The organism is Nocardioides houyundeii (assembly GCF_002865585.1).
GTDB lineage: Bacteria > Actinomycetota > Actinomycetes > Propionibacteriales > Nocardioidaceae > Nocardioides > Nocardioides houyundeii.
Genome location: NZ_CP025581.1, coordinates 329453 through 353300 on the forward strand (window position 1 = coordinate 329453; position 23848 = coordinate 353300).

A 23848-nucleotide genomic window follows, 5' to 3' on the forward strand; every position below is an offset into this window, starting at 1 on the left:
ATGTACCTCAAACAGGGGAACAGCTTTCCTGAATCGACGCGTGACGACCTAGCGACCCTCTTCGAAGAGACCATAGCCCTCGTGCGCGAAGTTCTCGGCGAAAAAGCTTTCTGGTTATGGCGCTTCAGGCACAACCAGTGGAACTGGCTCGCCCGTCCAACTACCTCTGCCTACGACGCGGTTATGTACGTATTCAGCCAGAACCTGCACCGAGCAGCCGAACTCCGGAGGCATGCCGAAGATTTCCGGGCAGCGATGCCCGTTTTTTACCAGCACCACGTGCAAGCCTTCGACGCGCGGACCACCAACATGACGAATTTGCGTGAACGAGACATGCTGCTCGGGAGGCTCGTGGAGTCGGTTGTCGAGCATGGGCGATACGTTCCGAGCGAATGAGGTCCAACCTGATCGAGTTGTATGCGCGCACAGCTCTACTCCGCAGAAACCTCGAACTCGCCGAGTCGGTAGACGCACTTCGATCTTGGCGCCGACCCCACGCTCGACGGTATGCCGCCGATCGACAGATCGAGGCCTTCCAGCGCAACGCACCAGGGAAGGCGGACACAAGAGGGTTCACCAACAGTGGAATCTTGGTTGGCCTGTATGGCGCCCTTGAGCAGTACGTCGAGCGGCTGATCGAAGATTCCGTCGAGACGTACATCGCTTGTTGCCAGTCGTACGCCGGTCTACCTGGAGGCGTTCTCCGACAGTACTCAATCTTGAGCGCTGAGGTGCTGACCGCCATGGCAGCCGAACGCTACTCCGGAAGCGTGACGGAGGAGGAGTTAGCGGCGGGCCTGTACGGAACGCTCAAGCGAACTACCCCTATCCCTCTCGCGACGGGTGTGTTCTCAAGGCATACCGCGAATTTTCGCTGGGAACTCATCAAGTCGCTGTTTGCTAGAGCCGGTCTTGATGTGGCGTCAACACGGACATCCAGTCATCTGACTGATGCCATGGCGGCGCACTTCCCGGACGAGGGGGATCCAGTCTTCGTCATCAATGACTTGGCGGAGCGGCGGAATGCCCTCGCTCACGGGATTACGTCAGATCTCCTCTCCTTCGAATTGCTGGGCTCGTATGTTGCCGTTATCGAGGCATTCGCTGAAGCGCTTTACGCGTCAGCGGCATCGGCGACGTTGCGCGTGATCTTGGCGGAGGGGGCGATCATCGAATTCGGGAGCCTGGGACGTCCAGACAGAGTCTTTCGCCGCGAGGTCGCCGGGTACCTGACCCTGCCACAAGAAGTCGCAACCGGGCGGGTAGTCGCCATCATCAGGAGTGATCGGGTATCGGCCGCCGTCGTAAAGGAGATCCAGGTGAATAACGCCACCGTGAAGGTGGCTGAGCAGGGCTCGTCTGCCGGGCTGCGGCTTTCCGCCCCACTATCCGGGCGCAGTCGACTGTGTCTGCTTCCGGACAATGCTCGGCGCATAGCTGAGTAGCGGCGGGGCAGCTCGCTTCGCCCAATGCCGGGCTTCCAGTGGCCGGACGGACTGTGGAGCATAGTGGGTGAAGTGACGCTCGGCGAGGACTCTCGCCGAGCGGCGTACGCCTTAGGCCCAGCTCAGGACACCGGACGCGACATCGTCGCGGAAGGGGTCTCGCCGTACTCCTTGCGGTAGGCGATCGAGAAGCGCCCCGGATGCAGGATCCCGTGGCGTAGCGCCACCTCCTGCACGGTCGTCTCTCCCGGCGACGCCGCGACCAGGGCTGCGTGCGCCCCGCGGAGTCGTACGCCGCGCAGGTAGGTCATCGGTGGAGTGTCGTAGTGGCGCTTGAACCCGTCCTGCAACGCCCGGACGCTGAGATGCACCTCGCTCGCCAGGGTGACTGTCGTCCATGGGTGTTCCGGACGCTCCTCGAGCAGGTGCGCGGCTCGCTCGATGGCTGACCTGGGAGACGTCGGCCCCGGTCGGTCGAGCTCATCGCTGTACCGGTGGCGGTGGGTGAGCAGGAAGCTGTTGACGACGAGCGCCTCGACGTGGCGTTGCACCAGCGCGGTCGGCGCTGTGCCACGGTCCAGGTGCATGAGTGCCAGCTGCACAGCCGGGACGAGGGCCCGCGCCAACCCGTTGGCCTCGGCCTTGGCCTCTGGACGCAGCGGCCCGCGGAGGCTGTGCCCGAGGAGCGACTCCAGCTGGTGTTCGATGGCCCACTGGGACAGGAACAGAGTCAGCACCCGGCAACCGCGGAACCAGTACGCGTTGGTGACCGTGCCCGGTTCGTAGACCAGTCCCTCGCCGGCGACCGCAGCCTGGGCCTCGCCGCCGTTGGCCGCTCCGGTGGCCCGACCCTGGAGGGTCAAGTTGATGTGAAAGCCGCTGGTGGCGTCGGTGACCACCCGGGCCGCCGAGCCGAACGACAGCACCCCGACCATCGACGATGCGAACTTGGCCTCGGTCAGATTCAGGTGGAACTCCGGCTGGGCCTGGCTGGGCAGCACCAGCCGGGTGGACACCTGGTACCTCGAGGCGACGGCGGCCTCGGCCTCTTCGGGATCGGTCGTCTGGAAGGTGGCGTCCGGGTGGATCCCACTCGGGGGTCCGAGCTCGGTCGCAGGCATCACAGGCCGCCCACGCGACGCGCGACTTCGCCGCGCGCTCGGGTGGGCAGCTTGCTCATCCCCAGTGCAGGGGTCCAGAACCGGTGGGCCACGCACAAGGGTTACCCCCCGGGCTGGCATTCATGCCCCATGCCCGCGGCGTGTCGGTCCGTCGGTGCTGCAGCGGCGTACCGCCGGGAGCGGCTGGTCCGACGGGATCGCTGTCCGATGTGCGCATGCTCCTGTACCGAGAGCGCGGCCTCGGGCAGGGAGCCGCGCACGCCGGACCGGATCCGCTACGGCCGACATATCGTCCGCTGCAGCGAGCCGACTCGACCTGGATCGTCCACCGAAAGGGCAGGGGACTAGTGCCACGGCTATGAAACTGATGCCACGCTCCGACGTACGACTGCCACCGCCGCTGGTGTGGCAGCTGCCCACCCTGTGCCTCACGGCAGTCGCGGGAGCCGGTCTCATGCTCGGCAGACCGGCGCCCCACGCCTCGGCGACCACGGTGGTCGGCCTGGCGCTGATGGCGGCGGTGACGTTCGCCTGCGGTGTCGTCCCCTGGACCGCACTGGCGCGCCGCTGGCAGGCCCTCATGCCGTTGACGTCCATGGTCGCCGTGGCGTTGATGGAGATCGACACCGTCGAGGTGATGCCCTCCGTGGTGCTGCTGGGACTCTTCCCCGCCCTGTGGCTCGTCTTCGAGTTCGGGCGGACCGGTACGGCGCTGGCCGTCTTCTCCGTCGCGGCGCTGCAGTACGTCGACTACCTGAGAGATCCCTATCTCCCCGCCACGAGCGTGGCTTGGGCGCAGGCAGTCATGCCGCTCATGGTCGCCGTGAGCCTGTGCCTCGGTGCCCAGCACGTGACGGAACGGCTGCGGGAGAAGGGCAAGGTGATGGCAGAGCAGGCAGCGCTGCTGGAGAGCACCCTGGAGCTCGCCCACGACCGGCTCCTCCTGGTGCAGGCCATCCTCGACTCGGTCGACGCGGCCATCGTGGGATACGACGAGGACGGCGAGGTGATCCTGGAGAACTCCTCTGCTCACGCACTCGCCGCCCGGGCGGGGCGCGACTGACCGGGCCCTGGGACGGTCGACCGCTCCACTTCTACTGCGACGACCGGGCGACCCCGGTGCCCGAGGGCCAGGGCGTGTTGAGCCGTGCGAAGGCAGGCGAGGATGTGCCGTCGCAGACCTACTGGCTCGGGCCTCCCGAGGACCAGGTGGCGGTGACGCTCTCGGCGCGGCAGATGCATCGCCGAAACGGTGACCGGCTTGGCGCCGTCGTGGTGGGCTGGGACGTGACCGCGAGTCTCGAGGCGGTCAGGGTGCGGGAGGAGTTCCTCACCACCGTCTCCCACGAGCTGCGGACGCCGCTGACCGCCATCATGGGATACCAGGAGCTGATCGTCGACGAGCTCGACCCGCAAGACCACCGGATCGGCCCCATGCTCGCGATCGCCCAGCGCAACGCCGGCGTGCTGCTGTCCAGGGTCTCCCAGCTCCTGCAGGTCTCGGGGGCGGACGGACCGCCGATCCAGCCGCGACCCGTCGACGTCGCCGCCCTCGTGCGGGACGTGGTGGCCAGGCACCAGGGCAGTGCGTCGGACGCCGGCATCGCCCTGACCGCCGAGGTGCAGACGCCCGTGACCGCCCACCTGGACCCCGACGCGTGGCAGCAGGTGGTCGATCACTTGGTCTCCAACGCCATCAAGTACACCCCCGCCGACGGAGAGATCGAGGTGGCTCTGGAGTGCTGGGACGACGCGCTCACCCTCCGCGTCGTGGACACCGGCATCGGGATGTCGCGGGCCGAGCAGGAGCGAGCCTTCGAGCCCTTCTACCGCACCACGACGGCACGCGACCGGGCGATCCAGGGCCTCGGGGTGGGGCTCTCGATCACCCGGCAGATCGTGGAAGCCCACGGCGGCGCCGTCACCCTCGCCAGCCTTCCCGACCGAGGAACCGGCGTGACGGTCCGGGTCCCGCTACGGCCGAGCAGCGTGTAGGTGTCCGTGATCCGACGCCCGGACGACGCGGGTTCCCGCGATGCACTGCCCAGCAGGCGCGCGGTGCGATCGGCCGCTGTCTCCACTTGGCTCTTGGCTGTCGTCCTGGCCTTCTGCGCCATCCGGGCTGCCAGCACCATCGCGGCGGTGCTGGAGGTCTCCGTGCTCGTCGTCGCTGCACTCGGGGCAACCGCCATGTGGTTCCGCGACTGCTTCGAGGCGCGCCTCAGCGTCATCATGGCGGTCGTCGCGACCACGGGCGGCACACTGCTGGACATCGTCGTGGGAATGCCCGGCTCCGGCGACGCCGTCCTGCCTCCTGCGCATGTGCTGCTCCTCGTGCTCGGCGCGGGGACGCTGCTCGCTCTGCTCCCGGAAGGCCTCGGCGTTCGCCTTCACCTCGGGGGCTGAGCCGGATTCCTCACACCTCCAGGTAGTGCTGCTGCTCCGCGTGCCCGCGCGGCTGGTGCGCCAGCTCGCCGGTGTCCTCGTAGGCGTTCTCCGCGTGCAGTGCCGAGTCCAGACCGACCCGCTCGTCCTCGTCGGAGACCCGGATCCCGATGGTGCGCTGCAGCACGGTGGCGATCAGGAAGGTCATGGTGAAGGTCCAGGCGCAGGTGGCCAGCAGCGCCAGGGCCTGCTTGCCGAGCAGGTCGATCCCGCCGCCGTACAGCAGGCCGGCCTGGCCGATGGGGGAGTCGGGGTGGCCGAGGAAGCCGATGGCCAGTGCCCCGACGATGCCGCCGACCAGGTGCAGGGCGACCACGTCGAGCGCGTCGTCGTACCCGAAGCGGTGCTTCAGGCTCACCGCGAAGTAGCACACGACCGCGGCCAGGATGCCGATCGCCATCGAGCCGATCGGGGAGACCGTGCCGCACGACGGGGTGATGGCGACCAGGGCGGCGATCGCGCCCGAGCAGGCGCCCAGCGTGGTGGCGTGGTCGTCGCGCAGCTTCTCCACCACCAACCAGGCGCAGGCGCCGGCGCACGCGGCGGCCAGGGTGTTGAAGATGGCGACCGCGGCGTCGTTGTCGGCCGCGCCCAGCGCGGAGCCGTCGAAGCCGAGCCAGCCGGTGAGCAGCAGGCCCACGCCCACGATGACCATCGGCAGGTTGTGCGCCTTGGGCTGCACCGGCCAGGTACGCCGCCGCCCGAGCACGATGGCCAGGGCGAGCGCCGCGATGCCGGAGTTGACGTGGATCGGGGTGGACCCGGCGTAGTCGACCGCGCCGAGCACGTTGGCCAGCCAGCCGCCGGTGTAGCCCTCGGCGTCGAAGGCGAACGTCCAGTGCGCCACCGGCAGGTAGCACAGCGTCACCCAGATCGCGGCGAACACCATCCAGGCGCCGAACTTCATCCGGTCCGCCGCCGCCCCGGCGACGATGCCGATGGTCAGGCCGGCGAAGCCCAGGTGGATGGTGGCCAGGCCCAGCGGCGGGAGCCCTGCCCCTTCCTCGGCGACCAGCAGCGACCCCATCCCTGCGTGCTCGAGCGGGTTGCCGATGATCCCGGCGCCGCCGACCGAGTCGCCGAAGACGACCGAGTAGCCGTAGGCCACCCAGATGAAGGCGGTCAGGGCGAACGACCCGAAGACCATCATCATCATGTTGGTCGTGGTGCGGCGCGAGACCATGCCGCCGTAGAAGAGGACGAGCCCGGGCAGCATCAGGATCACCGCGATGATCGCGGTGAGCAGCCAGGCGGTGTTGCCGGCAGTCGTGGAGTCCATGGCGGTGCGCCTCCGGAGGTCGGGAGTGGGATGCGCACCCGGAATTCGATGCGTTATTGAAAGCGTGGGACTGCCAGTTTTCAATAACGCATCGAATCTGTTTCCGTCCTGTTAAACCTCGCCGAGCTCCGCCAGCGCTGCAGCCTCCACCTCGGGCGCTAAGGAGGGGTCGGCCAGCAGGGCCCGCAGCGCCGTCGCGGCCGCCAGTCGCGCGGCAGCGGGAGCATCCGCGAGGGCCGCCGGTCGGTCAGCGGCGTCCGGGGTGGGGGTGCGGAAGCGGTGCTGGACGCCCTCGGTCTGCGCCAGGCAGGCGACCACCGCGATCCGGGCGTCGGCAGCGACGAAGTCGCCCGAGGCGATGCCGGCGGCCACGATCTCCTCCAGCGCCGCGCGCAACCGGCCGTAGTCGTCGAGGATCTCCGCGAAGGTCTCGGGCTGGGAGCGTGCCACCCGCTCCAGGTCGTAGAAGTCCAGGGCGCCGCGGCACATCTGCAGCACGTCGGTGTGCAGCACCGCATACAGGTGCACCGCCGGGGGAGTGGCTCCGCCGGAGAGTCGCTCGGCGACCTCCAGGGACTCGCGGTTGGCGCTGACCAGCGCCCGCAGCAGCTCCTCCTTGGAGGAGAACCAGTAGTAGACCGAGGACTGCCCCAGCCCCACGGTCCGGGCCACCTCGGTCATCGTCGTCGCGGCGTACCCCCGCTCGGCGAAGAGCCGGGCGGCGGCGTCCAGGATCTCCTGCCGCGGGTCCCCGCCCGCGGCACCGGTACGCCGGGGGCGCCCCACCGCGCGCGGCTGGGCCGGGGAGTCTTTGGTGGACGTCCTGGTCATGGCATCTCCGATCGATTCGCAGAGTTAACGAGCCCGCAACAATTTCGATGTGCCATCGAAACGTGTCGAGAGCACTCTTTCGATGAGCCATTGAAACCGTATCCCAGGAGGACCACGATGAGCGCCACCGACACCACCAGTGTGACCCCCGCCGAGACCGACGTCGCCGAGGTCCAGGGCCGGCTCGAGGCCGCCGGCGTGCGCTACGCGCTGGCCGGCTTCAGCGACGTGCACGGGCGCCTCAAGGGCAAGGTCGTCCCCATCGCCCACCTGGCCAACATGGCCGGCGGCTCCGAGCTCTTCACCGGCGCGGCGGTGGACGGCGTACCGCAGGAGATCAACGACGAGGAGGTCTCCGCCCAGCCCGACCTCGACCGGGCCTTCGTGCTGCCGTGGAAGAAGGACGTCGCCTACTTCCCCTCCACCCTCTACACCGAGGGCAAGCCGTTCGAGGCCGGCTCCCGGCACATCTTGCAGCGCCAGATCGCCGCCGCCGCCGAGCTCGGCCTGAAGTTCAACCTCGGCATCGAGACCGAGTTCTTCGTGCTCGACGACGGCCCGGACGGGCCCACCGAGGTCTCCGACCGCGACACCGCCGAGAAGCCCTGCTACGACCTGACCACCACCCTGGACAACTTCGGTTGGCTCACCGAGCTGGTGGAGGCGATGGACGAGCTCGGCTGGGACGTCTACTCCTTCGACCACGAGGACGCCCGCGGCCAGTTCGAGATCGACTTCATGTACGCCGACGCCCTCACCATGGCCGACCGCGTCGCGTTCTTCCGGCTGATGGCCGGCGAGATCGCCCGCAAGCACGGCCACTTCGCCTCCTTCATGGCCAAGCCATTCGCCGACCGCACCGGCTCCGGCGCGCACTTCAACATGTCGCTGGCCGACCTGGACACCGGCGCCAACCTCTTCGCCGAGGGCGACGACCCGCACGGGGTCGGCGTCTCCGAGATCGGCTACCACTTCATCGCCGGCATCCTGCGCCACGCCAAGGCGATCAGCGCGGTCATCGCCCCCACCGTCAACAGCTACAAGCGACTGGTCCGCAAGGGCTCCACGTCCGGCTCCACCTGGGCGCCGGTCTTCGTCAGCTACGGCGACAACAACCGCACCAACATGATCCGCGTCCCGTCCGCCGGGGCCGCGTGGAGTGCCGCGCCGCCGACATCAGCTGCAACCCCTACCTGGGTGCCGCCATGCTGCTGGCCGCCGGCCTGGAAGGGGTCCGCGAGCACCTCGACCCCGGCGCCCCGCACCGGGAGAACATGTACGACTACTCCGACGCCCAGATCGCCGAGCTCGGCATCGGGATGCTGCCCCGCAACCTCTCCGAGGCGATCGACGAGTTCGAGGCCGACTCGCTGTCCCGCGAGGTCTTCGGGGAGGCGCTCTACAACTCCTTCATCGACCTCAAGCGCGGCGAGTGGGAGTCCTACGCCTCGCACGTCTCGGCGTGGGAGACCGAGCGCTACCTCAAGTTCTTCTGATGCCGCACGCTGAGGGGATGGACACCTTCGACCTGGGCAGGCTCGCGCTCGAGTCCGGCGCGAGCCTGCCCGGGCGGTTGGTCTACGCCACCCACGGCACGCTGGCCCCGGACGGCGACAACGTCGTCCTGGTGCCGTCGTACTACACCGGGACCCACGACAGCTACCTGCCGTGGATCGGTCCCGGCCGGGTCCTCGACACCGACCGCTGGTTCGTGGTCGTGGTCGACATGCTCGGCAACGGCCTCTCCACCTCCCCGTCCAACGCGGACCCCGAGGTGCGCGGCCCGCGCTTCCCGCTGGTCACCGTGCGCGACCAGGTGCGAGCCCAGCGGCTGTTGCTGGACCACCTCGGCGTCCGGCGGCTGCGGCTGGTGATGGGCTGGTCGATGGGCGCCATGCAGGCCTACGAGTGGGCGGTTTCCCACCCCGGCGACGTGGACGCGCTGCTGGCGATCGCCGGGGCGGCCCGCTGCTCCCCGCACAACCACGTCTTCCTCGAGGGCGCCCGGGCGGCGCTCCGGGCCGACCCCGCGTTCGCCGGTGGGGCGTACGACGTACCGCCGGTCGCGGGGCTGCGCGCCTTCGGCACGGTGTACGCCGGGTGGGCCTACTCCCGCGACTTCTTCCACGACCGCGCCTACCAGGCGCTCGGCTACGCAGACGTGGACGCCGTACTCGAGGACTGGGCCCGCGACCACGAGGGCCGCGACGCCGGAGACCTGCTGGCGATGATGGACACCTGGCAGTCCGGGGACGTCGGGCGCGGACGTCCCGGTGGTTACGAAGCCGCGCTCGGTTCCATCACCGCGCGGAGCATCGTGATGCCCTCGACCACCGACCAGTACTTCACCCTCGCCGACTCCCGGATCGAGGCCGACCTGGTGCCCGGCGCCGAGCTCCGGCCGCTGGTCTCCGACCTGGGTCACGTGGCCGGTCGCCCCGGCGTGCGGGAGGCGGAGACGGCGGTCGTCGCCGGAGCAGTCCGCGACCTGCTGCACCGAGCCTGAGGCGCAGCAGGCCGCGGGCTATGGGGTGGCGTCCTCGAGCGGACCTCCCGAGACGTCCTGGACCTCCCGGCGCAGCTCGGCGACGAGCAGGTCCAGCCACCGACCGACGTTGCGGCGCGCCTCGTCGGTGTCGGGGTAGCGACAGCGCAGGTGCAGTCCCGACTCGTCCAGCACGAACCAGAGCATCACCCCGTCGGTGCGGATGGAGGCGCCGACGTACTGCGCCTCCAGCCCGGTGGCATCGACCCTGACCGGCAGTCGCCGCAGGTCGAGCCAGGAGATCGCGAACATGCCCGGGGCCTCGGGCATCCCGCCCCAGGGCGAGAGCACGTCCTCCAACGGCCAGGAGCCAAGCCGGACCGCGTCCTTGACCGCGGCCGCGGCGGCGCGGGGGTCCGGGTCGTCGCTGCAGAGCACCGAGTTGGTGATGAACCAGCCCACCGAGTCGTGCCACGTGGGCTCGTAGCGACTGTGCACCGGGAAGACCGCGCGCAGCGGCTCGTCGGCCAGCACCCGCGTGACCCGGGTCATCGCGGCGACGACCACGGCCAACGCCGAGACGCCGAGCCCAGCGGCCAGGGCGTCCAGCGAGGCGCTCCCGTCCACGTCCAGCACGTCGCGGACCTCGACCCGCTCCCAGTGCATGCCGTCGTCCTCGCCGAGCGACATCGGGAACCGCGGCATCACCCCGCCCGACTCCTCGAGGGCGCTGCGCCAGCGCTCACGCACCTCCGCCGGCGCCGGCTCCATGGCCCGCAGTGCGGCCGTGTGGTCGGCGAAGGGCGGCGGGGCGGGCAGTCCCGCGAACGGCTCGTGGCCCAGCCGTACGGCGTCCAGGGCGCTGAGCAGGTCCCGGGCGATCACCAGCATCGACCACATGTCGACATGCGCGTGGTCGGCGGCCACCACCACGGTCTGACCGTCCGCCGTCTCCAGCAGGGAGAGCCGGTGCGACGGCGCGGAGCAGGGGCGGCACGCGGCGTCGAGGAGCTCGCGCAGCGCGTCGTTCACCGCCTGCCCAGGACCGATCCGGTGGTCGGCCCACCGGCCCTCGCCGACGGCGGTCGCGTGCAGCTCGGGGCCGTCAGGGCCGGGGGAGAAGACCGAGCGCAGCGTGCCGTGCCGGAGCAGGACCGCCCGCCAGGCCGCCTCCACCTCGTGGACCGGCCTGGCGGAGGGGAGCCGGAAGGAGAGGGCCATCCACGACCCCTCGCGGTCACCGGCCCCGACGTGTCGTCGCTGGTCGAACGAGACGGGCAGGGCGCGGTCGGTGGGCACGACCGACAGCTCATAGGTGCGCAACCGACCGAAGGGCAGCCGAAGATGAGCGATGTTGGTCAGGCGCATGAGCCGTACCCTAGGTCTCCCGTCACGGACAGGAGCCCCGGCTTGCCCAGACTCACCGTGCCCCACGCCGAGCTCGACTGGGAGCTCAGCGACGAGGGCGGCGCCCCCGTCGTCCAGCTGCACGGCCTCACCTCCAGCCGGTACCGGGACCGGCTGCTCGACCTGGACCTCGGCCTGGGGCTCAGCGGCACCCGACTGCTGCGCTACGACGCACGCGGGCACGGTCGGTCCACCGGACGGAAGGTGCCGCAGGACTACCGGTGGGAGGCGCTTGCCGACGACCTGCTGCGGCTCCTGGACCACGTGTTCCCCGGGGAGGCGGTGCACGGGGTCGGGCCGTCCATGGGGTGCGGCACCCTGCTGCACGCGATCACCCGGCGACCTGACCGGTTCTCCGCGCTGACTCTGGTGGTGCCGCCCACGGCGTGGGAGACGCGCACGGCCAAGTCTGCGGACTACCTGGAGGCCGCTGACCTGGTGGACCGCGAGGGGTTCGAGGCGTTCGTCGCGGTGGGAGCCGCGGTCGCTCTGCCGCCGGCGACGGTCGGTACGCCGCGCACGGTGCCCGACGTGCCGAAGGAGATGCTCTCCACCCTGTTCCGCGGCGCGGCGCTCACCGACCTGCCACCCCGCGACGCCGTGGCCCGGATTGCCGTGCCGACCACGGTGCTGGCCTGGACCGACGACCCCTCGCACCCGCAGAGCACCGCGGAGGAGCTGGTCTCGCTGGTGCGGGGGAGCCGGCTGGTGCTGGCGAGCGCGCCGGAAGACGTCGCCCGGTGGCCAGGGCTGCTGCACGAGCAGGTGCAGTCCCGGCACGGGACGCGCTCAGGAGATCCTCATTCACTCTCCTGACGTGCCTGCTCGTCGAGCAGCGCGCGGGCGTGCTCGCCGTCCTCCTCCTGGTCAAGCCCCCTGCGGAAGCTCTCCAGCTTTTCCTCCCCGCCCGGGAACGGCGGCAGCAGCGGTACGTCGGGGTCCACGATCGCCTCCAGCACCACCGGTCGGTCGGCGGCCAGCGCCCGGTCCCAAGCCGAGTCCAGCTCCTCGGGGCGCTCCACCCGGATGCCGGTGAGGCCGAGCAGGTCGGCGTACCGGGCGTAGGGAAAGTCCGGCAGCGTCTGGCTGGCGTCGAAGCGCGGGTCGCCCTCGGTCTCGCGCTGCTCCCAGGTCACCTCGGCGAGCTCGTCGTTGTGCAGCACCAGCACCACGAACCGCGGGTCCGCCCAGTCGCGCCAGCGGTGCGCGACGGTGACCAGCTCGGCGATGCCGTTCATCTGCATCGCGCCGTCGCCGACCAGCGCCACCACCGGCCGGTCCGGGGCGGCCAGCTTGGCCGCGATGCCGTAGGGCAGGCCCGACCCCATCGACGCCAGCGTCGAGGACAGGTGGGCCGGCACGCCGGGTGGCAGGGTGAGGTGCCGGGCGTACCAGTAGGTGATGGACCCGACGTCCACGGCCACCTGAGCGTCCGCGGGCAACCGGGAGGACAGGGCGCGCACCACCCGCTCGGGACTGAGCGGGTGGGCGTCGGCGTTGGCGCGCTCCGCGGCGATCTCGTGCCAGCGCACCACCTGTTCGGTGACGCGCTCGCCCCACACGGGGTCGCGTTCCTCCTCCAGCAGCGGCAGCAGCGCCTCGAGCGTCTCGGCGGCGTCGCCCACCAGGCCCACCTCGACGGGGTAGCGGTTGCCCAGGTGGCGGCCGTCGATGTCCACCTGCACGCCGCGGGCCTGTCCCGGCGCGGGATAGAACTCTGTCCAGGGGTCGTTGCTGCCGACGATGAGCAGGGTGTCGCACTGGTCCAGCAGCCACCCGGACGCGGTGGTGCCCAGGTGGCCCATCACCCCGCAGCTGGTGGGCAGCGTCTCGTCCCACCACGGCTTGCCGAGCAGGCTCGTGGTCACCCCGGCGCCGAGCCGCTCCGCGACCGCGCGGACCTGGTCGCCGGCGTCGCGCGCCCCCTGGCCCACCAGCAGCGCGACCCGCTGCCCGGCGTTGAGCACCGCAGCGGCCTCCGCCAGGTCGTGCTCGGCGGGCAGCACCCGGGGCGGGCGCCACTGCGGCACGGTCGGCACCACGCCGTGCTCGTGCGGCAGGTCCTCGGGCGCGGGCTCCACCTGGATGTCGTGGGGCAGGATCACCACGCACGGCGAGCGGGTGGCCAGCGCGGTGCGGAAGGCGCGATCGATGACCATGGCGGCCTGCTCGGGTGCCAGCACCGCCTGCACGTACTGCGCCGCGACGTCTTTGAACAGGCTGCTGAGGTCGATCTCCTGCTGGTACTCCGCCCCCAGGGCGGTGGTCGGTTGCTGACCCACGATCGCGACGACCGGCTGGTGGTCGAGCTTGGCGTCGTACAGCCCGTTGAGCAGGTGGACGGCGCCCGGACCCTGGGTGCTGATCATCACTCCGACCTCGCCGGTGTACTTGGCGTGCCCCACCGCCATCAGCGCGGCGTTCTCCTCGTGCCGGGCCTGCACGAACTCCGGGTCACCGCCGGCCCGGCGCAGCGCCCCCATCACCGGGTTGATGCCGTCGCCGGAGTAGCCGAAGAGCCGGCCGACCCCCCACGCGCGCAGCCGCTCCACGACCAGGTCGGCCACCAGCCGCTGCTCAGCCACGTCGTCCTCGCATCGCCTTCTCCTCCTGCTCGCCGAGCACCCACGTGCCCACCGGACGCGGGCCTCATGCGGGGCCTTCGCGCAGCGCCGGAGTCGGCGCCTAGGGTTCGCGCATGGACCACCTGCTGATGCGCGACGTACGGCTGGTGCCCGTGCGTGCCGGCGATGTCGTGCCCGACGCCCCCGTCGACATCCGGATCCGCGGCGGCGAGGTGACCGAGGTCGGTCCCGGCCTGGCGGTCGAGGACGCCGAGGTCGTCGACGGTGGCGGGGGATGGGTGATCCCCGGGCTCTGGGACCACCACGTGCACCTGGCCCAGTGGACGCTGGCCAGCAGCCGCCTGGACCTCAGCCCGGCCCGCTCCGCGGCCGACGCGGTGCGGATGGTGCGCGAGCGCCTGGATGAGTGGCCGGACCGGCCCGTCATCGGGTGGGGGCACCGGTCCACCGCGTGGCCGGAGGAGCCGGTGGTCTCCATGCTTGACGCCATCGACACCGACCAGCCGATCATCCTGATCGCCGGCGACGGTCACCACGGCTGGCTCAACACCACCGCACTGGTCACCCTGGCGCTGCCGGTGCGCGAGGGCGTGGTCTCCGAGGCCGAGTGGTTCCGCGCCTACGGCCGGCTCGCCACGGTGATCGGCGACGACGGCAGCGGCCCCGACGCCTACCGCCGTACCTTCGACGGGGCCGCCCGCCTCGGCGTCGTGGGGGTCACCGACTTCGAGTTCTCCGGGGGCTTCCGGGAGTGGGTGGAGCGCCGCCGCGGCGGCGCCGACACCCTGCGGGTGCGGATGGCCACCTACGCCGACGGGCTCGACGAGGTGATCGCGGCAGGTCTGCGCACCGGCGACCCCCTGCCCGACTGCGACGACCTGATCCGGATGGGACCGCTGAAGATCATCAGCGACGGCTCGCTGAACACCAAGACCGCCTGGTGCTGCGAGCCGTACGTCGGCCCGTCGCCGCTGGGCTTCCCGCTCGGCAACCCCAACCAGAGCACCGAGGAGCTGCGCGAGCTGCTGGCCCGGGCCACCGAGCACGGGCTCGAGGTGGCGGTGCACGCCATCGGCGACCAGGCGGTGGCCGAGGTGCTCGACGCCTTCGAGGCCACCGGCGCCCGCGGCACCGTCGAGCACGCCCAGCTGGTGCGCCGCGAGGACGTGACCCGGATGGCGGCCCTGGGCGTGGTGGCCAGCGTGCAGCCGGCCCACCTGCTCGACGACCGGGACGTGAGCGAGCGGCTCTGGCCCGGGCGCGGTGACCGGTGCTTCGCCCTGCGCTGGATGCTCGACGACGGGGTGCGGCTGGCGATGGGCTCCGACGCCCCGGTGGCCCAGCTCGACCCCTGGCTGGCGATGGCCGCCGCGGTGCACCGGACCGCGGACGAGCGGGAGCCCTGGCACCCCGAGCAGTCGATCACCGCGCGGGAGGCGCTGGCCGCCTCCACCGACGGTCTGGGCGTCGTGGCACCCGGGCACCCGGGCGACCTGGTGCTGCTCGAGGTGGACCCGCTGGCCGAGCTGGGCTCGCCCACCGAGGTCGCCGCGCACCTGCGCGGGATGGGGGAGCGGGTCGCTGGGACATGGGTAGCGGGACGGCGGGTCTACCCCTAAGGTAAGCCTTACCTAACTCCCTCGCGGAAGGTCAGCTCGGTGACCCCTCCACCCCTGCAGCACCTCTTCCACCCCCGCAACGCCGCGGCCTACCTGGACAGCGTCCGCGCCGGCGCCGAGACGGTCGCGGCCCACCTGGACCGCGGCGGCCGCCCGGCCACCGGGTGCGACGCCCGCGACGCCGCGGCCCAGGTCGCGGCGGTCGACCTGGACGCCCCCCTCGGTGACAGCGCCGCGGCGCTGGAGGAGCTCTCCCGGCTCTGGCTCTGCGACACGGTCTGGTTCCACGAGCCGACGTACGCCGCGCACCTCAACTGCCCCGTCGCCATCCCGGCGCTGCTCGCCGAGGTGCTGATCAGCTCCGTCAACGCCTCCCTGGACACCTTCGACCAGAGCGTGGGCGCCACCTTCATCGAGCGGCACCTGGTCGACTGGACCGCCGGACGCATCTACGGCGCCGCCGCCCCCGACGCCGACGGCATCTTCACCAGCGGCGGCACCCAGTCCAACCTCCAGGCGCTGCTGCTGGCCCGGGACCACGCGCTCGCCGGGACGTCCCAGGGCCGGCTGCGCATCCTCGCCTCCGCCGAGGCCCACTTCAGCGTCGGCAAGGCCGCGCGGCTGCTCGGGCTCGGCGACGCCGCGGTCGTGGCCGTCGCCACCGACGCCCAGCGCCGGATGGACCCGGCGGCGCTCGCCCGCGCCCTGGACACCGCCGCGGCCGACGGCGACGTCGTGATGGCGGTGGTCGCCACCGCCGGCACCACCGACTTCGGCGCGCTGGACCCGCTGCCCGAGATCGCCGCCCTGGCCGGCGCGCACGGTGCCTGGCTGCACGTCGACGCGGCGTACGGCGGGGGGCTGCTCGCCTCCCGGACCCGCCGGCACCTGCTGGCCGGCATCGAGCACGCCGACTCGGTGACCGTGGACTTCCACAAGACCTGGTTCCAACCGGTCTCGGCCAGCGCGCTGGTGGTGCGCGACGCCGCCACCCTGCGGCACGTCACCTGGCACGCCGACTACCTCAACCCCAAGGACGCCGCCCACCCCAACCAGGTGGACAAGTCCATGCAGACCACGCGGCGCTTCGACGCCCTCAAGCTCTGGATGACGCTGCGCACCATGGGCGCCGACACCGTCGGCGACTGGTTCGACGCCGCCATCGACCTGGCCGACCAGGCGGCCCAGGCGGTCGCCGGGTCCGGTGAGCTCGAGCTCGCCGCCGAGCCCCAGCTCTCCACCGTGGTCTTCCGCTACCGCCCCGCCGGGCTCGCCGACGCCGAGACCGACCAGCTCAACACCCGGATCCGGGCCCGGCTCTACTCCGGCGGCCAGGCGATGGTCGCGGCCACCAAGGTCGCCGGCCGCACCTACCTCAAGCTCACCCTGCTCAACCCGATGGCCACGCCCGCGGACATCCTCGGTGTCCTCGCCCGGGTCCGCGAGGCCGGCGAGGCGCTGCTGCTCGAACGCATCCCCTCGCCCCGCACCGGCGGCCTCGCGGGCCGCGACCTGCACCTGGTGGAGGCTGGTCGATGACCCGGGACCGACTGCACGACTTCGTCGCCGTCGGCGTGGGCCCGTTCAACCTCGGCCTGGCCGCGCTCACCGAGCCGATCGCGGAGCTGGACGGCGTCTTCCTCGAGGCCCGCGACGCCTTCGACTGGCACGGCGGGATGATGCTGCCCCAGGCCACCCTGCAGGTGCCGTTCCTGGCCGACCTGGTGACCCTGGCCGACCCCACCTCCCGGTTCTCCTTCCTGGCGTTCCTCAAGGAGACCGGCCGGCTCTACCAGTTCTACATCCGGGAGAACTTCCTACCGCTGCGCCGGGAGTACAACCGCTACTGCCGCTGGGTCGCCGACGAGCTGCCCGCGGTCCTCTTCGGCCGCTCGGTCACCGCGGTCGAGCACGACGGGACGGCGTACGTCGTGACCGCCGCGACCGGCGAGGTGTTCCGCGGCCGCCGCCTGGTGCTCGGCACCGGCACCGCGCCCCGGGTGCCTGCCGGTCTCGAGAACGTCGGCATCCACTCCTCCGACTACCTGCACCGCAAGGCCGAGCTCCAGGCCACCGGGTCGATCACCGTGGTCGGCAGCGGCCAGTCCGCCGCCGAGGTGTACGCCGACCTGCTGGCCGACCAGCCCGCCCACGGCTACGCGCTGAGCTGGGTGACGCGCAGCCCGCGCTTCTTCCCGATGGAGTACACCAAGCTCACCCTGGAGCTGACCTCCCCGGAGTGGTCGGCGCACTTCCAGGGACTCCCGGCGCAGACCCGGGCCCGGGTGCAGGCCGGCCAGGCGGCGCTGTCCAAGGGGATCAGCGCCGAGACGATCGACGCCATCCACGACGCGCTCTACGCTCGCTCCCTGGACGACGACCTCGACACCACGCTGCTCACCGCCACCGAGGTCACCGGCGCCACCCGTGACGGTGCCGGCTGGCGGCTGGGCCTGCGGCACACCGAGACCGAGGAGGAGTTCGCGTTGCGCACCGACTCGGTGGTGCTCGCCACCGGCTACGCCGCAGGAGTGCCGGCGTTCCTAGCGCCCGTCCGCGACCGGCTCCGGCTCGACGACCGGGGCCGCTACCTGGCCAGCGCCACCTTCTCCGTGGACCACGAGGGCCGCGAGATCTTCGTGCAGAACGGCGAGGAGCACACCCACGGCTTCGTCGCCCCCGACCTGGGGATGGGCGCGATGCGCAACTCCGTGATCATCGCGGCGATGCTGGGCCGCGAGGTCTATCCGGTGGAGAAGCGGATCGCCTTCCAGGAGTTCGGCGTCCCGGACCGGCTGCGGCTGACGGAGGTGGCCCGATGAGCCCGAGACTCACCATGGAGCCGCTCGACCTGGAGCGCGACCTGGGCCTGCTGCACCGCTGGGTCACCCACCCGCGCTCGGTCTACTGGGGGATGCAGGACGCCTCGGTGGCCGACGTGGCGGGCGAGTACGCCCGGATCGCCGAGGACCCGCACCACCACGCCCTGCTGGGACGCGCCGCCGGGGAGCCGCAGTTCCTCCTCGAGCGCTACGACCCGCGCCACCACCCCCAGCTGGCCGAACTGCCCGAGCTGGAGCCCGGCGACGTCGGGATGCACCTGCTGGTGGCGCCCACCGACTCGCCCGTGCCCGGCTTCACCTCCGTGGTGATGCGCGCGGCCGTCGCCTCCATCCTGGCCGACGCGCCGCGGGTGGTGGTCGAGCCCGACGTCCGCAACGACAAGATCGCGGCGCTCAACGCCGCCGCCGGCTTCCGGGTGCTGCGGCACGTCCAGCTCAGCGACAAGGTCGCCGCGCTCAGCGTCTGCGACCGCGCCGACTTCGCCGCCTCCCGCCTGGGCCGCGCCGGGCAGGGCGGTGCCGCATGAGGTACGACGAGCACCTCACCCCCGAGCTGCTGGAGCGGGCCCAGCGCCACCTGATGGCCAAGGCGATCTCGGAGTTCTCCCACGAGCGGCTGCTCGCCCCGCGGGCCGTCGGCGACGGCTACCTGCTGGAGACCCCCGGCGGGCGCTCGGCGTACTCGTTCACCGCCCGGGTGCACCCCCTGGAGCACTGGGTGATCGACGAGCAGAGCGTGACCCGCACCGTCGACGGCGAGCCGGCCGCGCTCGACGTCCAGGAGCTGGTGGTGGAGCTCGCCGGGGTGCTGGGCATCCCGGACGCCCTGCTGCCGACCTACCTGGAGGAGCTGGCCAGCACCCTGGCCGCGGCCACCTGGAAGCTGGCGCACGGCACGCTCACCGCCGCCGAGCTGGTGCACGCGGACTACCAGCAGATCGAGGCCGCGATGACCGAGGGCCACCCCGCGTTCCTGGCCAACAACGGCCGGATCGGGTTCGGCGCCGACGACTACGCGGCGTACGCCCCGGAGACCGGGAGTGACGTCCGGCTGCTGTGGCTGGCGGTACGCCGGGACCAGGCCCGGCTGTCCCTGGCCCGTGACGTCGACGAGCGCACCCACTACCTGCGCGAGCTCGGGGCGGAGACCGTCGCGGAGTTCGAGGACCGGCTGCGCGAGCTCGGCCTGGACCCGGCCGGCTACCTCTACCTCCCGGTGCACCCGTGGCAGTGGGTCAACCGGGTGGCGATCTCCTTCGCCCCCTCGGTGGCCCGCCGCGACCTGGTGCTGCTGGGGGAGGGGCCCGGCGCGTTCCGGGCCCAGCAGTCGATCCGCACCTTCTTCCCGCGCGAGCACCCGGAGCGCTCGTACGTGAAGACCGCCCTGGCGATCCAGAACATGGGCTTCCTGCGCGGACTCTCTCCGGCGTACATGGCCGCCACCCCGGCGGTCAACGACCTCGTGGCCGACCTGGTCGCCGGCGACGCGACGCTGGGCGAGTGCGGGTTCACCGTGCTCCGCGAGCACGCCGCCATCGGCTGGACCGGGGACGCCTTCCACGCGCTCGCCACACCCTCGCCGTACCGCAAGATGGTGGCCGCACTGTGGCGGGAGAGCCCGGTGCCGCGGCTGGCACCCGGCGAGCGGCTGGCCACCATGGCCTCCCTGCTGCACCGCGACGCCGTCGGCGCCTCGCACGTGGCCGCCCTGGTCGCCGCGTCCGGCCTGGACCCGGCAACCTGGGTGCGGTCCTGGCTGCGGGCCTACCTGCGCCCGCTGGTGCACTGCCTGGTCGCCCACGACCTGGCGTTCATGCCGCACGGGGAGAACCTGGTGCTGGTGCTCCGCGACCACGTCGTGGTGCGCACGATCATGAAGGACATCGGCGAGGAGGTGGCGGTGATGGGTGACGCCCCGCTGCCGCCCGAGGTGGAGCGGATCCGCGCCCAGGTGCCCGCCGACGTCCAGGCCCTGGCCATCCACACCGACGTCTTCGACGGGGTGCTGCGCTACGTCGCAGCGATCCTCGACGAGGACGGGGTGCTCTCCGACGCCGACTTCTGGGCCGAGGTGCGCCGCTGCCTCGACGACCACGCGGCCGACCACCCCGAGCTCGCCGACGCCGTCGCCCGGCACGACCTGACCCGGGAGGAGTTCCGGCACAGCTGTCTGAACCGGCTCCAGCTGCGCAACACCCTGGCCATGGTCGACCTGGCCGACCAGTCGGAGTCGCTGATCTTTGCCGGCACCCTGGAGAATCCGGCTGCCAAGCCCGTCGCGGCGGTCTCCCCGGCAGGAGCGGACCGGTGAGCGTGTGGCGCGACCCCTGGGGGGTCCCGCACGTGCGCGGCGGGTCGGTGGCCGAGCTCGCCTTCGAGCAGGGCCGGGTGACCGTCGAGGCGCGCGGGGAGCAGCTGGAGCGGGAGCGGCTGCACGGCGAGGGACGTCTCGCCTCCGTCGTCGGGCAGTCCGGGGTGGAGTGGGACGCCTTCGCCCGCCGCGCCGGGATCGCCGAGCTCGCCGAACGGGCGTTCTCAGGCCTCGACGCGGAGACGCAGGAGTTCGTCCGGGGGTACGTCGACGGGGTGCGGGCGGCCGGGCTCACTGAGTGGCAGCCGTGGACCCCGCTGGCGGTCTTCCTGGTCCAGCACATCCACTTCGCCAACTACCCGAGCGTGCTGTGGCGCCACCACGTCGAGCGGCACCTCGGCACGGCAGTCAAGGACCTCTTCCGGCGCGAAGGGATGCCGAACGGCAGCAACGCGTTCGTGATCGGGGGCGGCCGGACCGGCTCGGGGCTGCCGATCATCGCCGGCGACCCGCACCGCATCTTCGAGTCCCCGGGCGTCTACATGCAGGTGCGGCTGGTCTGCGACGAGCTCGACGTCGCGGGCCTCGCCTTCCCCGGCGTGCCCGGGGTGCAGCACTTCGGCCACGCCGGCGAGGTGGCGTGGGCGGTCACCAACGCGATGGCCGACCACCAGGAGCTCCGGCAGGTCACGGGCGAGGCGGTGCTCGAGCGGCGTACCGAGCTGGTCGAGGTCGCCGGGGCCGACCCGGTGCCGGTCGAGATCGCCACCACCGCCCACGGGCCCGTCGTGGTGCACGACGCCGCCGGCAAGGAGGCGTGGGCGCTGTGGACTCCCGCCTGGTCGGCCGGAGATCTCGGCTTCGGGGCCCTGCTGCCGCTGCTGCGCGCCCGTTCCGTCGCCGACGTGGAGAGCGCCCTGGAGGCCTGGGTGGAGCCGGTGAACAACTGGATCGTCGCCGACACCGGCGGCCGGCTGCTGCACAAGGTCGCCGGCCGGATGGCGGGGGACCCCCCGCTGCCCCGGATCGAGGGCGGACCGGACGACGTGCTGGTCACCGCCAACGACCGGCGCGACGACTCCTTCGCCGTGCTGACCGAGGACTTCGCCGCGCCGTTCCGCCGGGACCGGATCACCGAGCTGCTGGCCGGCGACGGCTGGGACGCGACCCGCGCGGCCGAGGTGCTCACCGACGACCTCCAGCTGGCGTGGCGCTCGCTGCTGGACGCGCTCCCGGACTCGTCCTCACCCGTCGTCGCCCGGCTGCGGGCCTGGGACGGCCGGATGGCGGCCGACAGCACAGAGGCGGCGCTCTTCGCGGCGGTGCGTGCCCGGCTGGTCGAGCTGGTCTGCGCGTCGCCGGCGTTGGCGCCGCTGCGCGAGCCCTGCCCGTACGGCGTCCTGCACGCGCCCTGGTTCCACCTCGGGGTGCGGGTCGCCACCGCGCTGCCGCACCTGCTGCGCCGCCCCGACGACGTACGCCGCCTGCTCGACGTGGACCTCCCGGCCCTGCTGGCCACGGCGGTCGACGACGTCGCGGGCGACCCGCCGTCGGGCACCTGGGGCGAGCGGCACCGGTTCGTCCACGACGGCACCCCGCTCTCCGGGGACACCGACTGCGTCGCGGCCACCGGCTGGGCCCCGGGCTCCGAGCTGGTCGCCCGCGGGCCGGTGGCGCGCTACGTGTGGGACCTGGCGGGACGGAGCCGCAGCCGCTGGGCGATGCCCGAGGCTTCGCAGGTGCCGGTCTGGGCGGCCGGGACGCTGCTGCCGGTCGAGCCCTTCACCCTCGCTCCGGTGGACCCGGCTCGCGACGCCGAGCTGATCCACCGCTGGGTGACTGCGCCCCGCGCGGAGTTCTGGGGGATGGCCGAGCGGACGCCGGCGGAGGTCGGGGAGATCTACGCCTACATCGCCGACCAGCCGCACCTGAGCGCCAGCCTGGTGCGCAGCGACGGCGTGCCGATCGGGATCTTCCAGACCTACGACCCCGCGGTCGACGAGATCGGGGAGTTCTACCAGCGCCGGCCCGGTGACCTCGGGGTGCACCTCTTCCTCGCCGACGACGCCGCGCGCGCGGGTCAGACCCCGGCGCTGATGGCGTTCCTGATGGCGGGCGTGTTCACCGACCCGCAGGTGAACCGGGTGGTGCTCGAGCCGGACGTGGCCAACGACAGGTCCATCGCCCTGCTGCGCCGGCTGGGCGCGACCCTGGGCCCGGTGGTGCAGCTGCCGGGGAAGCAGGCGCAGTTCGCGTTCCTGACGAGAGACTGGTGGCTCAGCGCGGGGGCACCGCCAAGGCGATGACCGCGTCGCGCACGAAGTCGGGGTCCTCCAGCAGGTCGCCGTACACCTCTCGGAGCTGGCCCACCCGGTAGCGGACCGTCTGACCGTGCACGAAGAGGGCGGCCGCCACCGCCTCGCGCCGTCCCTGGTGCAGCAGCCAGAGCCGCAGCGTCTCGGTCAGCTTGTCGCGGGCCGCCGGGGTCAGCTCGGCCAGCGGCGCCAGGACCCGGACGCGCAGGTCGGCGGCCGCCTCGGCGTCGGCGCTCACCACCAGCTCGGCCAGGTGGGACTCGGTGTCGCTGACCGGGCCGGACAGCTCCAGGCCCCGCCGCGCCCGCAGGTACGACGTCCGCACCTGGTCCCAGGGCCGGGCCGGACCGACCACGGCCGGGTGGCCCGTGGCGCTGCGCAGCAGCACCGCCCGGAGGGCGTCCGGCACCAGCAGCACCGAGTCGTCGTCGACGGACGCGGGGTCGGTGACCGTCAGGGTGCGCGGGTCGAGCAGGTCCCGGACCTGGCGCAGGTGGGCCTCGGGGACGAGCACCGCGGTCAGCGTCTGGGGGAGCTCCCAGTCGGCGCGCGTGGCGGCCCGGGCCAGCGCCTCGGTCTCCTCCCCGCGCAGCAGCGCCAGCGCCAGCGCCTCGCGCATCCGCTCCCGCACCCGACCGGACGTCGCGGCCTCGTCGCTGTGCCCGGAGACGCTGGAGGCGGAGAGCTGGTCGATGTAGGCGAAGACCAGTCCGGCGAACTTCGCCAGGGTCTCGGCGTCCACCCCGTCGGCGAGCAGGCCGGCCGACATCTCGTTCCAGGAGACCCGCGCCCCCACCCGGTAAGCGGCGAGCAGCGACTCCATGCTGCGCCCGGAGCGGGCCTCGCCGCGGCCCAGCTGGTAGGCGCCCTCCATCGCCGGGGCGGTGGGCCGGGTGCCGTCGGAGTTGCGGCGCGAGGCCAGCTGGATGAACCCGCCCAGGGCCAGCTGCACGGCGTTCCGGATGTTCTCGCCCATGGCGCCGGAGAGCGCATTAGCATAAGTGGGAACCTCGGCGATGATGGCTTGGACGGCCGCATCGGCGACGCGGGGCAGGCGGCTCCGCATCACCGCGACCTCGGCGCCGCTGAGGTCGAGTCCGTGGTTCGCTGCCGTCCGGGCGTTATGTCGGGGCATCGGGACTCCCTCAAGGCTGGTTTCATC

General features: G+C 72.0%; 19 protein-coding genes and 1 pseudogene. 14 read left to right on the forward strand and 6 right to left on the reverse strand.

From position 1 onward, the window contains the following. Entirely contained in the window at window positions 1-396 is a 396-nt protein-coding gene (locus C0R66_RS01630) for a hypothetical protein (protein WP_101523221.1), read from the forward strand. Then, window positions 393-1445 carry a HEPN domain-containing protein gene (locus C0R66_RS01635; protein WP_158647829.1) on the forward strand — a complete coding sequence of 351 codons (1053 nt, stop codon included), beginning with the start codon at window positions 393-395 and terminating at the stop codon, window positions 1443-1445. The genes C0R66_RS01630 and C0R66_RS01635 overlap by 4 nt, the downstream gene beginning before the upstream one ends. Window positions 1446-1567: 122 nt before the next feature. On the opposite strand, the gene C0R66_RS01640 is transcribed toward C0R66_RS01635, so the two are convergent. Then, on the reverse strand, window positions 1568-2566 hold the full coding sequence (locus tag C0R66_RS01640; RefSeq protein ID WP_158647830.1) for an AraC family transcriptional regulator: 999 nt from the start codon (window positions 2564-2566) through the stop codon (window positions 1568-1570). 358 nt (window positions 2567-2924) lie between these two features. On the opposite strand from C0R66_RS01640, the gene C0R66_RS01645 reads away from it, so the two are divergent. The 3 genes from C0R66_RS01645 to C0R66_RS01655 all read left to right on the forward strand — a co-directional run bounded on the left by C0R66_RS01645 (window position 2925) and on the right by C0R66_RS01655 (window position 4972). Continuing rightward, window positions 2925-3629 carry a hypothetical protein gene (locus C0R66_RS01645; protein ID WP_158647831.1) on the forward strand — a complete coding sequence of 235 codons (705 nt, stop codon included), beginning with the start codon at window positions 2925-2927 and terminating at the stop codon, window positions 3627-3629. A gap of 74 nt (window positions 3630-3703) precedes the next feature. Beyond that, entirely contained in the window at window positions 3704-4561 is an 858-nt protein-coding gene (locus C0R66_RS01650; RefSeq protein WP_158647832.1) for a sensor histidine kinase, read from the forward strand. Between the two features lie 93 nt (window positions 4562-4654). Beyond that, window positions 4655-4972: a hypothetical protein gene (locus C0R66_RS01655; protein ID WP_158647833.1), complete on the forward strand. Its 318-nt coding sequence runs from the start codon at window positions 4655-4657 to the stop codon at window positions 4970-4972. Between the two features lie 10 nt (window positions 4973-4982). Here C0R66_RS01655 and C0R66_RS01660 read toward each other — a convergent pair whose 3' ends face one another. Together C0R66_RS01660 and C0R66_RS01665 are read right to left on the reverse strand one after the other, a co-directional pair. After that, window positions 4983-6290: an ammonium transporter gene (locus tag C0R66_RS01660; RefSeq protein WP_101523227.1), complete on the reverse strand. Its 1308-nt coding sequence runs from the start codon at window positions 6288-6290 to the stop codon at window positions 4983-4985. Window positions 6291-6401: 111 nt separating this feature from the next. After that, window positions 6402-7121 carry a TetR/AcrR family transcriptional regulator gene (locus C0R66_RS01665; protein ID WP_101523228.1) on the reverse strand — a complete coding sequence of 240 codons (720 nt, stop codon included), beginning with the start codon at window positions 7119-7121 and terminating at the stop codon, window positions 6402-6404. A gap of 279 nt (window positions 7122-7400) precedes the next feature. On the opposite strand from C0R66_RS01665, the pseudogene glnT reads away from it, so the two are divergent. Both glnT and C0R66_RS01675 read left to right on the forward strand, forming a co-directional pair. After that, window positions 7401-8617 (forward strand): annotated as a pseudogene (glnT, locus tag C0R66_RS01670) (type III glutamate--ammonia ligase). Window positions 8618-8634: 17 nt separating this feature from the next. Continuing rightward, complete coding sequence (locus tag C0R66_RS01675) at window positions 8635-9627, forward strand: alpha/beta fold hydrolase (protein ID WP_101523229.1); 993 nt, start codon at window positions 8635-8637, stop codon at window positions 9625-9627. An 18-nt stretch (window positions 9628-9645) separates the two neighbouring features. Here the strand turns inward: C0R66_RS01675 and C0R66_RS01680 are convergent, their stop codons facing one another. Then, the gene (locus tag C0R66_RS01680) at window positions 9646-10974 is read right to left on the reverse strand and encodes a condensation domain-containing protein (protein WP_101523230.1); all 1329 of its coding nucleotides are present in this window, start codon (window positions 10972-10974) and stop codon (window positions 9646-9648) included. 42 nt (window positions 10975-11016) lie between these two features. Between C0R66_RS01680 and C0R66_RS01685 the strand changes: the two genes are divergently transcribed. Then, a complete protein-coding gene (locus tag C0R66_RS01685) occupies window positions 11017-11829 on the forward strand; it encodes an alpha/beta fold hydrolase (RefSeq protein WP_240311783.1) in 813 nt (270 codons plus the stop codon). Here the strand turns inward: C0R66_RS01685 and C0R66_RS01690 are convergent. Next, entirely contained in the window at window positions 11814-13598 is a 1785-nt protein-coding gene (locus C0R66_RS01690; RefSeq protein ID WP_101523232.1) for a thiamine pyrophosphate-requiring protein, read from the reverse strand. The genes C0R66_RS01685 and C0R66_RS01690 overlap by 16 nt on opposite strands. Before the next feature lie 113 nt (window positions 13599-13711). On the opposite strand from C0R66_RS01690, the gene C0R66_RS01695 reads away from it, so the two are divergent. From C0R66_RS01695 to C0R66_RS01720, 6 genes are read left to right on the forward strand one after another with little or no spacing between them, the layout of a single operon-like run. After that, on the forward strand, window positions 13712-15217 hold the full coding sequence (locus tag C0R66_RS01695; protein WP_101523233.1) for an amidohydrolase: 1506 nt from the start codon (window positions 13712-13714) through the stop codon (window positions 15215-15217). A gap of 39 nt (window positions 15218-15256) precedes the next feature. Beyond that, window positions 15257-16756: a pyridoxal phosphate-dependent decarboxylase family protein gene (locus tag C0R66_RS01700; RefSeq protein WP_101523234.1), complete on the forward strand. Its 1500-nt coding sequence runs from the start codon at window positions 15257-15259 to the stop codon at window positions 16754-16756. Continuing rightward, window positions 16753-18039 (forward strand): lysine N(6)-hydroxylase/L-ornithine N(5)-oxygenase family protein, encoded by a 1287-nt coding sequence (locus tag C0R66_RS01705; protein WP_101523235.1) that lies wholly within the window; start codon window positions 16753-16755, stop codon window positions 18037-18039. Before C0R66_RS01700 ends, C0R66_RS01705 begins: the two co-directional genes overlap by 4 nt. After that, complete coding sequence (locus C0R66_RS01710; RefSeq protein ID WP_101523236.1) at window positions 18036-18587, forward strand: GNAT family N-acetyltransferase; 552 nt, start codon at window positions 18036-18038, stop codon at window positions 18585-18587. Before C0R66_RS01705 ends, C0R66_RS01710 begins: the two co-directional genes overlap by 4 nt. Then, window positions 18584-20371 (forward strand): IucA/IucC family protein, encoded by a 1788-nt coding sequence (locus tag C0R66_RS01715; RefSeq protein ID WP_101523237.1) that lies wholly within the window; start codon window positions 18584-18586, stop codon window positions 20369-20371. The genes C0R66_RS01710 and C0R66_RS01715 overlap by 4 nt, the downstream gene beginning before the upstream one ends. Further along, window positions 20368-22677 carry a GNAT family N-acetyltransferase gene (locus tag C0R66_RS01720; protein ID WP_101523238.1) on the forward strand — a complete coding sequence of 770 codons (2310 nt, stop codon included), beginning with the start codon at window positions 20368-20370 and terminating at the stop codon, window positions 22675-22677. The genes C0R66_RS01715 and C0R66_RS01720 overlap by 4 nt, the downstream gene beginning before the upstream one ends. Here C0R66_RS01720 and C0R66_RS01725 read toward each other — a convergent pair. Then, the gene (locus C0R66_RS01725; RefSeq protein ID WP_101523239.1) at window positions 22649-23821 is read right to left on the reverse strand and encodes a PucR family transcriptional regulator; all 1173 of its coding nucleotides are present in this window, start codon (window positions 23819-23821) and stop codon (window positions 22649-22651) included. The genes C0R66_RS01720 and C0R66_RS01725 overlap by 29 nt on opposite strands. Window positions 23822-23848 lie beyond the last annotated feature (27 nt).

Bases quoted from the DNA above. Each gene is read 5' to 3' on its own strand.
- C0R66_RS01630 (WP_101523221.1), top strand. From the start codon at position 1: ATGTACCTCAAACAGGGGAACAGCTTTCCTGAATCGACGCGTGACGAC.
- C0R66_RS01635 (WP_158647829.1), top strand. From the start codon at position 393: ATGAGGTCCAACCTGATCGAGTTGTATGCGCGCACAGCTCTACTCCGC.
- C0R66_RS01640 (WP_158647830.1), bottom strand. From the start codon at position 2,566: ATGCCTGCGACCGAGCTCGGACCCCCGAGTGGGATCCACCCGGACGCC.
- C0R66_RS01645 (WP_158647831.1), top strand. From the start codon at position 2,925: ATGAAACTGATGCCACGCTCCGACGTACGACTGCCACCGCCGCTGGTG.
- C0R66_RS01660 (WP_101523227.1), bottom strand. From the start codon at position 6,290: ATGGACTCCACGACTGCCGGCAACACCGCCTGGCTGCTCACCGCGATC.
- C0R66_RS01665 (WP_101523228.1), bottom strand. From the start codon at position 7,121: ATGACCAGGACGTCCACCAAAGACTCCCCGGCCCAGCCGCGCGCGGTG.
- C0R66_RS01675 (WP_101523229.1), top strand. From the start codon at position 8,635: ATGGACACCTTCGACCTGGGCAGGCTCGCGCTCGAGTCCGGCGCGAGC.
- C0R66_RS01680 (WP_101523230.1), bottom strand. From the start codon at position 10,974: ATGCGCCTGACCAACATCGCTCATCTTCGGCTGCCCTTCGGTCGGTTG.
- C0R66_RS01695 (WP_101523233.1), top strand. From the start codon at position 13,712: ATGGACCACCTGCTGATGCGCGACGTACGGCTGGTGCCCGTGCGTGCC.
- C0R66_RS01705 (WP_101523235.1), top strand. From the start codon at position 16,753: ATGACCCGGGACCGACTGCACGACTTCGTCGCCGTCGGCGTGGGCCCG.
- C0R66_RS01710 (WP_101523236.1), top strand. From the start codon at position 18,036: ATGAGCCCGAGACTCACCATGGAGCCGCTCGACCTGGAGCGCGACCTG.
- C0R66_RS01715 (WP_101523237.1), top strand. From the start codon at position 18,584: ATGAGGTACGACGAGCACCTCACCCCCGAGCTGCTGGAGCGGGCCCAG.
- C0R66_RS01725 (WP_101523239.1), bottom strand. From the start codon at position 23,821: ATGCCCCGACATAACGCCCGGACGGCAGCGAACCACGGACTCGACCTC.